The sequence below is a fragment of the Streptomyces sp. SYP-A7185 genome, from assembly GCF_046103685.1.
Classification (GTDB): Bacteria; Actinomycetota; Actinomycetes; order Streptomycetales; family Streptomycetaceae; genus Streptomyces.
This window is the reverse complement of sequence record NZ_CP122310.1, coordinates 6,944,223-6,957,894: the sequence shown is the minus strand read 5'-3', so window position 1 is coordinate 6,957,894 and position 13,672 is coordinate 6,944,223. Positions and strand designations below refer to the sequence as shown.

Annotated in this window: 12 protein-coding genes; 11 read left to right on the top strand and 1 reads right to left on the bottom strand. The window is 73.2% G+C overall.

Features of this window, described 5'->3' with window-relative positions:
* Window positions 1–183: 183 nt before the first annotated feature.
* From QBL25_RS30590 to QBL25_RS30555, 8 genes are all read left to right on the top strand, one after another.
* Window positions 184–3,441 (top strand): non-ribosomal peptide synthetase, encoded by a 3,258-nt coding sequence (locus tag QBL25_RS30590; RefSeq protein WP_409060164.1) that lies wholly within the window; start codon window positions 184–186, stop codon window positions 3,439–3,441.
* A gap of 78 nt (window positions 3,442–3,519) precedes the next feature.
* Window positions 3,520–4,362, top strand: coding sequence for a 2OG-Fe dioxygenase family protein (locus tag QBL25_RS30585; RefSeq protein ID WP_409060163.1), 843 nt, complete (start codon window positions 3,520–3,522; stop codon window positions 4,360–4,362).
* Entirely contained in the window at window positions 4,359–5,474 is a 1,116-nt protein-coding gene (locus tag QBL25_RS30580; protein WP_409060162.1) for a M20/M25/M40 family metallo-hydrolase, read from the top strand. The genes QBL25_RS30585 and QBL25_RS30580 overlap by 4 nt, the downstream gene beginning before the upstream one ends.
* Window positions 5,471–6,418 carry a lysine biosynthesis protein LysX gene (gene lysX / locus QBL25_RS30575; protein WP_409060161.1) on the top strand — a complete coding sequence of 316 codons (948 nt, stop codon included), beginning with the start codon at window positions 5,471–5,473 and terminating at the stop codon, window positions 6,416–6,418. The genes QBL25_RS30580 and lysX overlap by 4 nt, the downstream gene beginning before the upstream one ends.
* A complete protein-coding gene (locus tag QBL25_RS30570) occupies window positions 6,415–6,834 on the top strand; it encodes a hypothetical protein (protein ID WP_409060160.1) in 420 nt (139 codons plus the stop codon). Before lysX ends, QBL25_RS30570 begins: the two co-directional genes overlap by 4 nt.
* A 5-nt stretch (window positions 6,835–6,839) precedes the next feature.
* Window positions 6,840–8,132 carry a DegT/DnrJ/EryC1/StrS family aminotransferase gene (locus QBL25_RS30565; RefSeq protein WP_409060159.1) on the top strand — a complete coding sequence of 431 codons (1,293 nt, stop codon included), beginning with the start codon at window positions 6,840–6,842 and terminating at the stop codon, window positions 8,130–8,132.
* 1 nt (window position 8,133) lies between these two features.
* Window positions 8,134–8,982, top strand: a complete 849-nt coding sequence (locus QBL25_RS30560) for a transketolase (RefSeq protein ID WP_409060158.1) — start codon at window positions 8,134–8,136, stop codon at window positions 8,980–8,982.
* A complete protein-coding gene (locus QBL25_RS30555; RefSeq protein WP_409060157.1) occupies window positions 8,979–10,001 on the top strand; it encodes a transketolase family protein in 1,023 nt (340 codons plus the stop codon). The genes QBL25_RS30560 and QBL25_RS30555 overlap by 4 nt, the downstream gene beginning before the upstream one ends.
* Here the strand turns inward: QBL25_RS30555 and QBL25_RS30550 are convergent.
* On the bottom strand, window positions 9,998–10,912 hold the full coding sequence (locus QBL25_RS30550) for a GNAT family N-acetyltransferase (RefSeq protein WP_409060156.1): 915 nt from the start codon (window positions 10,910–10,912) through the stop codon (window positions 9,998–10,000). The genes QBL25_RS30555 and QBL25_RS30550 overlap by 4 nt on opposite strands.
* On the opposite strand from QBL25_RS30550, the gene QBL25_RS30545 reads away from it, so the two are divergent.
* Genes QBL25_RS30545 through QBL25_RS30535 form a run of 3 tightly spaced genes read left to right on the top strand, consistent with a single transcriptional unit; the run spans window position 10,913 to window position 13,610 of the window.
* The gene (locus QBL25_RS30545) at window positions 10,913–11,539 is read left to right on the top strand and encodes a hypothetical protein (protein ID WP_409060155.1); all 627 of its coding nucleotides are present in this window, start codon (window positions 10,913–10,915) and stop codon (window positions 11,537–11,539) included.
* Window positions 11,536–12,555, top strand: a complete 1,020-nt coding sequence (locus tag QBL25_RS30540; RefSeq protein ID WP_409060154.1) for a BtrH N-terminal domain-containing protein — start codon at window positions 11,536–11,538, stop codon at window positions 12,553–12,555. The genes QBL25_RS30545 and QBL25_RS30540 overlap by 4 nt, the downstream gene beginning before the upstream one ends.
* Window positions 12,556–12,614: 59 nt before the next feature.
* Window positions 12,615–13,610: a TauD/TfdA family dioxygenase gene (locus tag QBL25_RS30535; protein ID WP_409060153.1), complete on the top strand. Its 996-nt coding sequence runs from the start codon at window positions 12,615–12,617 to the stop codon at window positions 13,608–13,610.
* The last annotated feature ends 62 nt before the right edge of the window (window positions 13,611–13,672 follow it).

The window sequence follows — 13,672 nt, the reverse complement described above, 5'->3', positions numbered from 1 at the left end:
CTCCCGGCCCATCACGAGCGTCACGGTCCGCGGCCCCGCCGGACAGTCGGGTGAATCCCCTACAGCGGCCGGCCGCACCCCGTCAGGGTTCCTCCCGACTGCCGCCGGCCGCTTTGCGCTGCGAGCCTCGGTTGCGGGCTCGAACCAATCCCGCAACCACACATCCGGAGGGCTGAAACCGCCATGTCTGAGGCCGAGTTCACGTCTGGGGCCGAGCACGACGAAGAGGCCTTCCTGTTTCCCGCGTCGTTCGGTCAGGAGCGGTTGTGGTTGCTGGACCGGTTGGGTGCGGGGTCGGCGTATCACGTGGCGGGGGGTCTGCGGGTTTCCGGCGCGCTGGATGTGGGGGTGCTGGAGCGGGCCGTGGGTGAGGTGATCGCCCGGCACGAGGCGCTGCGGACGCGGTTCGTGTGGGCGGACGGAGGCTTGCAGCAGATCGTGGAGCCCTCGCTGCTGCCCTCGGTGGCGGTGGTCGATGTCACCGACGTGGAGGCGTGGCTGACCTCGGTGGTGGAGGAGCCGTTCGATCTCGCGGCGGGTCCGCTGGTGCGGGTGGTGGTGGGCCGGCTGGGCTCCGGTGAGTGGGCGCTGGCGCTGGTAGCGCATCACGCGGTGGTGGACGGCTGGTCACTGGGGATCGTCCTGCGCGAACTGGGCGCGCTGTACGGGACGTTCGCGAGCGGCGTCGACATCTCACCGCTGCCCGAACTCGACCTCCAGTACGGGGACTTCGCCGTCTGGCAGCGCGAAGAACTGCGCGACGAGGTACTCACCGAGGAAGTCGCGCACTGGCAGCAGACCCTCTCCGGCGCCGACGCGCTCAACTTGCCGGTGGACCGCCCGCGCGGCGAACAGAGCTCCTCGTATCCGGCCGGCTCCCTCCCTGTGGTGGTGGGGGGTGAGGTGCTGGGTCGGGTGCGGTCGGTGGCGGAGGCGGGCCGGGCCACGGTCTTCCAGACGGTGCTCGCCTCGTTCGCGGCGGTGCTGGGCCGCTGGGCGGGACAGGACGATGTGGTGCTCGGCACGCCGGTGGCCGGGCGGTCGCGCAGTGAGCTCGACGATGTGGTGGGTTTCTTCGTCAACACCCTGGCCCTGCGGGTCGACCTCGACGGTGACCCCTCCTTCGCCGAACTCGTCGACCGGGCCCGCGCCACGACGCTGGATGCGCTGGCCCACCAGGACGTGCCCTTCGAGAAGGTCGCCCAGAGCGTGGGGGCCGGGTTGGTGCGGGTGCTGTTCGCGCTGGACAACACCCCGCGTGAACCGATCTCCCTGCCGGGACTGGAGGTGTCCGAGCTGGTGGCCGGGGGTGGGCGGGCGCAGTTCGAGCTGGCCCTGCACCTGCGCGAACAGGCCGACGGCTCCCTGGCCGGGCGCCTCGAATACGCCGCCGACCTCTTCGACGCCGACACCATCTCGCGGCTGCTTGAGGCGTGGCAGCGCCTCCTGGCAGCGGTCACCAGCGAGCCGGGCCGTGCGGTGCACGCGCATCCGATGCCCTCTCCGGCCGAGCTGGAGCAGATTGCCGCGTTCAGCAACCCGCTGCCCGAACCTGCCGCCACCGGCCTGATGCACGAGGCGATCGCTACGCAGGCTGCCCGCACCCCCGACGCCATCGCCGTCACCGGCGAAGAAGGCCACCTCACCTACCGGGAACTGGATGAGGCCGCCAACCGCCTCGCCCACCACCTACAGGCGCAAGGTGTGGGGGTCGAGGACGTGGTGGGCCTGTGCCTGCACCGCAGCCTCAACCTCATCATCTCCCTGGTCGCGGTGTTGAAGACGGGCGCCGCCTACCTCCCCCTGGACCCGGACTATCCGCCGGCCCGCCTGACCCGCATGGCCACCACCTCCCAAACTCCCCTCATCCTCACCCACACCCCGACCCGCGACCTGACCGCCACCCTCGAACTCCCGGCCACCACACGCCTGCTGGACCTGGACACCGACCGCGCGGCGATCGCCTCCCGCCCGGACACCGCCCCGGCCGTCGTCATGCATCCGGACAACGCCGCCTACGTCCTCTACACCTCAGGCTCCACCGGCCTGCCCAAGGGAGCGGTCAACACCCACGCCGCGTTCACCAACCGCATCGCCTGGATGCAACACACCTACCCCCTCACCGACGCCGACCGCGTCCTGTTCAAAACCCCCATCGGCTTCGACGTCAACGGATGGGAATGGACCTGGCCCCTCACCACCGGCGCCCGCATCCACCTCACCCCACCCGGACACCACCGCGACCCCGCAGCCCTGGCCACCCTCATCCAAACCCACCACATCACCATCGCCCACTTCGTCCCCTCCATGCTCCGCTACTTCCTCAACCACCCCACCACCCCCAACTGCCACACCCTGCGCCACCTCATCGTCTCCGGCGAAGAACTCACCCCCCACCTCACCCACACCCACCACACCACCCTCCCCACCACCCAACTCCACAACCTCTACGGCCCCACCGAAGCCGCCATCGACGTCACCGCCCACACCACCACCCCCACCCACACCACCCAACCCACCACCAGCCGCATCCCCATCGGCACCCCCATCAACGCCACCGACCTCCACATCCTCGACACCCACCACCACCCCACCCCCATCGGCACCATCGGCACCCTCCACATCGGCGGCACCCCCCTCGCCCGCGGCTACCACCACCACCCCGCCCTCACCGCCGACCGCTTCACCCCCCACCCCACCCAACCCGGCCAACGCCTCTACAACACCGGCGACCTCGCCCACTGGAACCCCGACGGCACCCTCACCTACCACGGCCGCACCGACCACCAAATCAAAATCCGCGGCCAACGCATCGAACCCGCCGAAATCGACACCGCCCTCCAAACCCACCCCCACATCACCCACACCATCACCACCACCCACACCACCCCCGACCACCACACCCACCTCGCCACCTACTACACCACCAACACCCCCACACCCCCCACCCCCACCCAACTCCGCACCCACCTCACCCACCACCTCCCCCCAGCCATGATCCCCACCTACCTCACCCACCTCACCACCCTCCCCCAACACCCCAACGGCAAAATCAACACCACCCAACTCCCCCCACCAGAAGGCTTGGTGGAGCGGCGCGAGCGGGTGGCACCACGGACCGCCGACGAGATCGCACTCGTCGAGCTGTGGTCCGAGGTTCTCGGCGTGCGGGACATCGGGGTCGAGGACGACTTCTACGACGTGGGCGGGGACTCGCTGCGCGCGGTCCAGGTCTTCCAGCTTCTTACGGACGCGGGTTCGCCGGTGCCGCTGTCCGTACTGCTCGGCAAGCACACCATCGAGCAACTCGCCGCGCGGCTCGGTGAGCCGGCCGCCGCGGCACCGGCCACCGCCGAGCCGGCCACCGCAGAACCGGCACCCGCAGCACCCGCCGCACCCGCCGTGACCGAACCGGCACCCGAGGCAGCCCTCGCCGGCTGACGTCTCCGACGCACTCCCCGACGTACCACCCGTACCCACTCCGCCCGGCAGTCCGGGCGGCCGAATGGAGAGCTCCGTATGGCCACCGCACCCGTGATCACCAGCAAGGCGATCGGCGCAGCAGCAGTCAGGGACACCCGCACCGAGGCGGGCACGCCGGCCGGTACGACGGCGGCGCGAGTCGTCGCCGCCGACCGCGCCATGGCGGCCGACCTCGCCGGATCGGAGCTCTTCATCGAGGGCTTCACCGTGCTGCGCGCCGCCCACGCCCCCGGCCGGTTCGCCCCCGAGGCCCTGGCCTCCTTCCAGGCACTGTGGGACGACCTGGCCTTGGACCAGAACCTCGGCGGCAGCACGTACCGCTACCGCCGCTACGGCCGGGTGCGGGCCGACGTCACCGCGTCGGACATGGCGTTCACGCCGCTGGAGCACTCCGTCTTCCAGCAGTCCGCCGAGCACATACCGATCCACATGGGCCGGGCCCGCCTCTTCGAGCCGGTCGCCCAGGAGCACCTGTCGCATCCGGTCCTTCTGGGTCTGCTCGCCGACGGCCTGCGGCTCATCCGCAGCGGCGACGACCGCGGGCAGTGGGAGATCGGACTGCACTTCGTGCGTACGGTGGCCGGTGCCACGCCCGGGCTGCCGACCCCCGAGGGGCGCCACCGCGACGGGCACGACTACATCGGCATGCACCTCCTGGGCCGCCGCGGCTGCGCCGGAGGCGAGTCGATCGTCTACCGCGAGGGCCGCCCGGACACCCGGCTCACGCTGACCGACCCGCTGGACGGAATGGTCGTCGTGGACGCGGCGATCATGCACGAGGTCACGCCGATCACGGCGACCGGCGACGAGGGCGTGCGCGACATGCTGCTCGTGGACTACAACGCGGTCGGCCAGGACGCCGGGGAGTCCCGGCCGTGACCACTTCCCGCTCCGCCACGGCACCGGCCGGGCCCGACCCCGTGCCCCTGCTGGCCGAACTCGTCGGCACGCCCTCCGTGTCGGGCGACGAGACGACGGCCGCGCGGGCGCTGGTGCGCTGGTTCGGCTCCGCCGGCTTCACCGCGTACGTCGACGAGGCGGGCAACGCCGTCGGCGAGACCGGTCCCGCCGACGGTCCGGTGATCATGCTGCTCGGGCACATCGACACGGTCCCCGGCATCCTGCCCGTCGTCCGCGAGGGCGACGTGCTGCGCGGCCGGGGCACCGTCGACGCCAAGGGCCCGCTGGCCGCGATGGCGTGGGCCGCGGCCCGCGCGGCGGCGGCGGGCACCGCCGCCCGGATCGTGGTGGTCGGGGCCGTGGACGAGGAGCGGGAGTCCAAGGGGGCGCACCATCTGATCGACCGGTACGCGCCCGACGCGCTGGTGATCGGCGAACCGAGCGGCGTGGACGGGGTGGTGCTCGGCTACAAGGGCATCCTGCGGCTGCGCTACGAGGTGGAGCGCCCCGCCGCCCACACCAGCAGCCCGGAGGAGAAGGCCACCGAGGTCGCCACCGGCTTCTGGTCCCAACTCCGGGACAAGCTGGCCCTGTTCCACCCGGACGCCCCCTTCTTCGAACAGGCGCTGCCCGCTCTGGTGGGGATGACGGGCGACATCGAGCGGGCCGTGCTCGACATCTCGTGCCGGGTGCCGCCGGGCTTCGACACCGACGGCTTCCTCGCCTGGCTGGCCGAGCGCTCCCGCGGCGGCCTGATCACCGTGGTGGAGCGGACCGACGCGGTCCGCTCGCCGCGCACCGACCCGGTGGCGCGGGCGCTGACCGCCGCCATCCGGGGCCGCGGCCGCAAGCCGGTCGCGAAGGTCAAGCTCGGCTCGTCCGACATGAACGTGGTGGCGCCGCACTGGCGTTGCCCGGTCGCGGCGTACGGGCCCGGCGACGCGAGTCTCGACCACACCGACCACGAGCACATCGACCTGCGCGACTACCGGCTCGCCATCGACGTACTGACCGACGCCCTCGGGCTCCTGGCCGACACGCTCGGCCGGGTCCCGGTGGGCGCCGGCGAGAAAGCGGGTGCATCCCAATGACCGATCCGACCACGCGAGGCCCCTTCGTGGCCGACGCCGACCCGGCCGCGCCGATCGCCGTGCTCCACTCGCGCATCCGCGTCGAGGAGCGCCGTCTGCTCGACGAGTTCGACCGGCGCCGGGTGCGCTACGAACTGCTCGACACCCGCACGGCGGTGTTCCGCCCGGACCGGCCCGCGCTGCCCTACCGGGGCGCGCTGAGCCGGGAGATCTCGCACACCCGCAACGTGTACGCGACGCGGCTGCTCGAACACGCCGGTCTGACCGTCGTGAACAGCCACGACATCATCACCACCTGCGGCGACAAGCTGCTCACCACGCTGCGGCTCCTGGACGCGGGCATCCCCACGCCGCGCGTTCTCGTGGGGCTGACCCCGGACGCGGCCCTCGACGCCCTGGAGGACTTCGGCTATCCGGTGGTCGCCAAGCCGCTCACCGGTTCCTGGGGCCGGCTCGGCGCCCGGTTCAAGGAGCGCGAGACGGCCGAGGCGGTGCTCGAACACAAGGCGGCGCTGACCGGCCCGCAGCACCAGATCACCTACATCCAGGACTACGTGGACAAGCCGGGCCGCGACATCCGTGCCTACGTCTTCGGGCGCGAGGTGGTCGGCGCGATCTACAAGTACTCCGACCACTGGCGCACCAACACCGCGCGCGGTGGCCGCCCCGTCGTCTGCCCGGTCGGCCCCGACCTGGAGAAGCTCCTGGTGGCCACCGCCGAGGCGATGGGCGAGGGCGTGCTGGCCGTGGACCTCCTGGAGGGGCCGGACGGCGAGCTGTTCGTCAACGAGGTCAACCACACCCCCGAGTTCCACGGCGCGATCGACGTCCTGGGCACCGGCATGGTCGGCCGCTACGTCGACTACGTGCTGGATCGCCTCGACCGGGTCGACGGTCTCGACCGCCCCGGTCACCCGCTCGACCCGACCCCCGCCGTCCGGTGACGGCCACGACCCGCAGCGACCTGGAGACCGTCCCCATGACGCCCCTGAACGCGCAGACCACGACCCCGGTCCCGCCCGCCGAGGTCACCGCGATCCGCCTGGCCGCGCCCGTGCCCTGTGACGGCCGCCTGCTCGCGGTACCGGCCGGCCACTACGACTGGATCCGCCTCCTGGTGGCCGGCGACGACCCGGCCGAGCTCGACGAGGAGGTGTGGCTGCACTACCGCGAGGGCGCCGACCCCGAGTGGCTGCGCACCACGGGGCCGGCCGACGGCGCCCCGCGCACCGCGCGCGTCGCGGTGCCCCGGCGCTCGGAGCTCGTCGGGCTGCGGCTGCCGGACCGGCCCGGACTCACCGTGCACGCCCTCGACGTCGTCGGCACCCCCCGTGCCGCCGGCCTCCCGAACGGAGCCTGACCCCCATGACCAAGCTCGCCATGTTCGGCGGCACCCGCACGGTGACCGCCCAGGACGCCGACCCCGCACTGATCTGCTGGCCGGTGGTGACCGACGCGGAGCGCGCCGGCGCCCTGCGGGTCTTCGACAGCGGCCAGTTCACGTCCAACAACACCGACGGCGAGGTCCAGCTCCTGGAACGGGAGTGGGCCCGGTACGTGGGGACGGCGCACTGCGCGGCCGTCTCGAACGGCACCGCCGCCATCGAACTCGCCCTGGCCGCCGCCGGGATCGAGCCGGGCGCCGAGGTGCTGGTGCCCGCCTTCACCTTCATCGCCAGCGCCATCGGCCCCGTCCAGCGGTCGCTGCGGCCGGTGTTCGTGGACATCGACCCGGTCACCTTCTGCATGGACCCGGCCGCCGCCGAAGCCGCGATCACCCCGCGCACCCGGGCCGTCATCGTGGTGCATCTGCACGGCCTGCCCGCCGACATGACCGCCTTCCGGGCGCTCGCCGACCGGCACGGGCTGCTGCTCGTCGAGGACGCGGCGCAGTCGCACGCGGCGACCTACCAGGGGGCGCGCACCGGCTCGCTCGGCGACATCGCCACCTTCAGCCTCAACGTGGTGAAGAACCTGCCGACCTGCGGCGAGGGCGGTCTGGTCACCACCGGCTCGGCCGAGCTGCACCGCCAGGTCGAGCTGCGCCGCCAGTTCGGCGAGCAGCTCCAGGGCGCCAAGGAGCGCGACTACCGCTCGCGCCTGCTCGCGGGCAACGAGAAGCTGAGCGCCGTGCAGGCCTCCTTCGCCCGCGCCCAGCTGGACCGCCTCGACGAGTACCACGCGGCCCGCACCCGCAACGTGACGGCGTTCCTGGACCGGGTCGGCGCGCTGCCCGGGCTGCTGACCCCGCACACCCCGGCCGACCGTACGCACGCCTGGCACATCCTGCGGCTGCGCTTCGACGTGACGGCCATGGGCCACGCCGGGGTCGAGCCCGGCGCGATGCGGGCGATGCTGCACCGGGCGCTGCGTGCCGAGGGGGTGCCCGTGCAGCCGTACCAGGTGGTGCCGCTGCCCGGTCAGCCGGCGTTCCGTGAACTCGGCCACCAGGCCGAGGACTTCCCGGTCACCTGCGAGGTCATCGAGGACTCGCTCACCCTCCAGCGCTGGCACCTCAACCCGTCGTCGGGCCCGGTGCTCCAGCGCATCGCGGACGCCTTCGAGAAGGTGTGGGGCCACCTGGACGTGCTCGGCACCGCCGCCGCGGGCCAGACCCACCGCCCCGCGTGGCGCACCGCGCAGAAGGCGGGGGTGTGACATGACGAGCACCCTGCTGCCGCGGCCGGCCGTGCCGACCGCCGAACTCGCCCAGCTGGTCCGGGAGCAGATCCTGGAGATGGGCACGAGCCCCGACGGCACCCACGTCGGCGGCAGCCTGTCGGCGGCGGACATCATGACGCTGCTCTACAACGAGGTCCTGCGGCTGCGCCCCGAGGAGCCCGACTGGGCCGACCGCGACCGGTTCATCCTGAGCAAGGGCCACGCGAGCGCCGCCCTGTACGCGGTGCTCGCCGCCCGCGGCTTCCTGCCCGCCGCGGAACTCGCCTCGTACGGCGTGACGGGCGGGCGTCTTGCCGGGCATCCGCTGCGGCGCCTGCCGGGCGTCGAGTTCCCTTCGGGCTCGCTCGGGCACGGTCTGTCCCTGGGCGTGGGCAGCGCGCTCGCCGCCCGCAGGCAGGGGCGCCCGAGCCGGGTGTTCGTGCTGATGGGCGACGGCGAGATCCAGGAGGGCTCGGTGTGGGAGGCCGCCATGTCGGCGGCGCACCTGCGGCTCGGGAACCTGACCGCGATCGTCGACCGCAACCGGCTCCAGATCACCGGCCACACCGAGGAGCGGATGGGCCTCGAACCCCTCGCCGACAAGTGGCGCGCGTTCGGCTGGCACACCGTCGAGGTGGACGGACACGACCTGGACGCGCTGCGCGGCGCCCTCACGGCGCCGCCCGCGGCGGACGACCGGCCGACGATGGTGATCGCCGAGACGGTCAAGGGCAAGGGCGTCCCGCTCTTCGAGGACAAGAAGAAATCACATTCGGTGAAGCTCAGCCCGAATCTGCACCGGCGTGCGCTCGCCGGTCTGCGGGCCCGATCGAGGAGGCAGCCGTGACCGTCGTCGACGACCTCGCGCAGACCGTGCCCGGCCAGGACGAGACCGCCGAGGCGGACGCCTGGCGGCTGCGGTACGAGGCCGCGAGCCGGGACGTGTACCGCGCGACCCTGCTCGACCTGGCCACGTCCGATCCGCGCGTCTTCGTGGTGGACACCGACATGGGCGGCTTCGAGGACGGCTTCGAGGCCGCGCTCCCCGGCCAGTACGTGAACGTGGGCATCGCCGAGGCGAACCTGATGGGCGTCTCGGCGGGGCTCGCCGCCGACGGCCTGGTGCCGTTCGCCAACACCATCGCCTCGTTCGCGGCGACCCGCGCCTGCGAACAGGTGAAGGTCGACATCGCGGGCAACAACCTGCCGGTACGGATCGTGGGCACGCACGGCGGTTTCTCCGCCGGGCACTACGGCCCCACCCACCACGCCCTGGAGGACATCGCGATCCTGCGGACCCTGCCGAACCTGACGGTGGTGGTGCCGGCCGACGCCGCCGAGACCGAGTACGCGATCCGCGCGGTCGCCGACACCGACGCCTTCCCCGGCCCGGTCTACGTCCGCCTGGGCCGCAAGGCGACGGACCTGGTCCACACGGGTCCGTACGACTTCCGCATCGGCCGGGCCGACGTGCTGCGCGGCGGCGACGACGTGACCGTGGTCGCGACCGGGCCGCTGCCGGTCTCCGAGGCGCTCGCCGCGGCGGACCTGCTCGCCGCGCGCGGCATCGGGGCGCGGGTCCTGAACATGCACACCGTCAAGCCGATCGACGAGGCCGCGGTGCTCGCGGCGGCGCGCGAGACGGCGGGCCTGGTCACGGTCGAGGACCATGTCCTGGTCGGCGGGCTCGGCGCCGCGGTGAGCGAGCTGACCGCCGAGCGCCACCCTTGCCGGGTGCGCCGGATCGGGGTGCCGGACGGCTTCCACGACGAGGTGGGCAGCGAGCGCGAGCTGCTCGCGCTCGCCGGAGTCACCGCGGAGCGGATCGCCGCGACCGCCGAGGAGGTGGTCCGCCACGCGCCCTAGGAACCCGCCGACGGCCCCCGCGGAACGCTGCGGCACAGCGCGAGGACCGGGTCGGCGAGCGTACGGGGCATCAGGAACGGCGCGACCTCGGCCGGCTCACGGCCGAAGGTCAGCAGGTCCCCGTACGCCGGGTCGGTCTCGACCCGGTCGGCGTGCGCGGCGAGCAACTCCCCCCAGGCGCGCGGTTCTTGGCCGCCCGGCCAGGCGTCGCTGCCGAGGTGGTGGGCGCCGCCGGCCCGCTCCCGGCGCGCGGCGAGACCGGCGAACTCGTCCGGTCCCGGCACGGTGGTGAGCACGGCACGGACCCGGCCGTCGGCGGTGGCGAACCAGTCCACCAGGGCGGTGCCCGCCGCGAGCGTGCCGGTGGGGTGGGGATGGGGGGCGGGCTCGGGCGGTGTGCCGAGCGTGCGCTCCATCGTGACCTCGGACAGTGGTTTGTCGGGGTTGGGCAGGTAGCGGACCGTTCGGTAGCCCAACCGCGCGTAGACCGGGGGGTTGCCGCGTTCCACGACCGCGTCGAGGACCACCCGGTCCGCGCCGGCCGCCGCCGCGTCCGCCTCAAGGGCCCGCACCAGACGCCGGGCGAGCCCGGTGCCGAGCGCTTCGGGGGCCACGCCGAGCCGGCGCACCTCCCAGGCGTCCGCTCCCTTGGGCACCGCCCGGATGCTGCCGAGGAGCCGGCCGTGCGGGTCCCTGGCGATCCACAGTCCGGCGCCCGCCGCGAGATCGGCGGCCACCACCTCGGCGGACTCGGTCGCACCGTCCGGCGGGGGCAGGCCGGGCAGCGGGTCGGCGTCGGCGAACGAGGCCCGGGTGACCTCGGCCACCTGGCCGACGACGTCCGGCGTGAGGGCCGGACCACCGCCGAAACCCATGAACGCAACGTCTATCGCACTGTCAAGGAGGTTCATATGCCGAACCTAATCGAGACCGCTCCGGCAGGGGTGGACACCGCCGTGTTCACCCCGGTCGACCTGGACGGCCTCTTCAACGGACGGGGAGTCTCGACCCCCCGGCGCTGGCCCACCACCGGCGGTTTCAACGTCTGGGGCAACACCTTTCCGGCCGAGGGCCTGCCCGGCGACGAGAGCGGGGCCGTCGTCGAGGGCGTGCCGTACCGGCTGCCGGGCCAGGGCCCCGAAGCGGCCGGCAGCGCCCTCGACAACGTGCGCTGCCGCGGCCAGTCGGTGCCGCTGCCCGCGGGCGAGCCGCAGTGGATCCACGTGCTGGCCGCCGCCGAGCGCCGCACGGAGGACGAGCTGGTCCTGCACTACGCGGACGGCACGGCCCACCGCCAGTGGCTGCGCGTCTCGGACTTCTGGCCCGAGACCGACCAGCGGTTCGGCGAACTGCTCGCCTTCCGCACCCGCTACCTGATGTATCCGCGCCATTCCCAGCACAACATGCGGCCGTCCGTCTGGTCCCAGCGGGTGCCGGTCACCGTGCCCGGCACCGTGACCGCCGTGGAGCTGCCCGACAACCCGGCCATGCATCTGTTCGCCATGACCCTGGAGACCCGAAGGACGGTAGAAGCATGAGGGTGGAGCTGTCCGACATCGCCCACTGGCGCCACGACCTGGGGCACTGCCTGCACACCACGATGGGCGGGCTGCTGCGCCACCACGGCCTCGACCCGCTCCAGGTGCTCGGCGCGCACTGGGGCTTCTTCCACCGGCCCGGCGACGTCCGGCGCGAGGAGTACTTCTTCCCGCTGCACCGCGAGGGCCTCCTGGAGAGCATGGCCCCGCACCACCCGGTGTGGTCGCGCTGGCACTGGCCCGACGACGCCGCGTCGGGCTGGCGCGAGGTGCGGGCCGCGATCCTGGCGGGCGCGCCGGTCGCGGTCGCCGCCGACAACTTCCATCTGCCGTTCCGCCCCGCCTACCGGGACGTGCACACCAACCATCTGCTCACCGCGTACGGCTTCGACGACGAGCGCGACCTGGTGCTGATCTGCGACTCGGTGCCGCCGCGCTTCCAAGGGGCCATCCCCATCGGCCAGTTCACCGACGCCCGCGACTCGGCCAACCCCGTCCTGCACGACCGGGACCTGTTCTTCACCGACAACCCGGTCGCCAACCGCTGGCTCGAAGTGGGCATCGAGGGCGAACTGCCGCCGCACGACCGGGACTTCGTACGGCAGGTGCTCGCCGTGAACGAGGCCGGGTTCGGCGCCGGTCACGCCGGGCCCGAGCTGTCCGGGCTGGACGGTCAGCGCAGGTACCTCGACGAGCTCGGCGACCGGCTCGCGGCGGGTGACGCCTCGGTGATCGACGAGACCTTCATCGTCACCGGCGCGGTCCTCGCCATGACCGGCGTGCACGGCGACTACCTCACCGCGACGGCCCGCGACTTCGACTCCCCCGCCCTCCTGGAGGCGGCCCGCACCGTGGACCGGGTGGCCCACCACTGGAGCGCGCTGCGCATCGGGGTCGCCATGGCCCGCGAGGAACCCGCCGTCGCCGAGACCTCGGTCCGCACCCGGGCCAAGCACCTCCTGGCCGACCAGGAACTGGCCCTCGACCGGCTGCGCGCAGCGGCCCGCGCCCTGTGACCCCGCCCCCGACCGGCCCCGCCACCGCCCCCCGACTGCCCGTGAACCGAAAGGCCGCCATGCCCGAGAGGACGATCCACACCCTGCCCGCCCACCTGCGGGAGGCGTTCACCGAGGAGGTGCACGCCCGGGTCGCGGCCGGCGCGCTCGGCGACACGGTGCTCTCCCGCCCCGAGTGGCAGCTGCCCGCACCGCTCGCGACCGCCCTGCGCGAGGAGCTCGGCACGCCCCGCCCCGCGGACGGCCACCGCGTGGTGCGGGGCCTGTTCGACGGCTTCGCCGAACCGGGCCCCACGCCCGCCCACTGGTCGGCCACCGACCCCGACGACTCGGCGGCGCACGACGTGGCGCTCGCCCTGGCCGCACGGCTGCTCGGCGGCGTCTTCGGCTGGCGGGACCAGCAGGACGGGCGGATCGTGCACAACATCCTGCCCAGCCCCGGCTGCGAGGAGATGCAGGTCGGCGCGAGCAGCACGGTGCCGCTCGCCTGGCACACCGAGGACGGCTTCCACCCCGAGCGGGCCGACCTGCTGCTCCTGGCCTGCGTCCGCAACCCGGACCACGTCGGGACCCGCCTGGCCGGCATCCGCGGCGCCGGTCTCTCCGCGCGGACCGTCGAGCAGCTGCGCCGCCCGGCCCTGGTCATCGAGCCCGACGACAGCTACGAGGACGAGGACGCCGCCCATCAGGCACGGGTCCCCATGGCGACCGTCTGGGACGGCGACGAGGGCCTGTGCGTGCGCTACGACCCCTTCTACACCCGGCGGTTGACCGACGACCCGGCGTTCGCCGCCGCGTACGACGAGCTGGGCGCCGCCTTCGAGGAGTGCGGGTTCATCGTGCCGCTGGAGCCCGGCGATCTGCTCGTCGTGGACAACGACGCGGTGGTGCACGGCCGGGTCGCGTTCCGGCCCCGCTACGACGGCACCGACCGCTGGCTCAAGCGCGTCCTGGTGCGGGCCCCGCGGGTGCGCCCGGCCGAGGAACTCCTGGAGCACGGCTACCAGCAGGAACAGGTCTCCGCGGAGCGCCGGCTGCTCCCGGTGGACGCGTGAGCCAGGGGGGCCGCGACGGACTTTGTCAGGTACGGCGCCCATGGGCCGTGCCAGTGACAAAG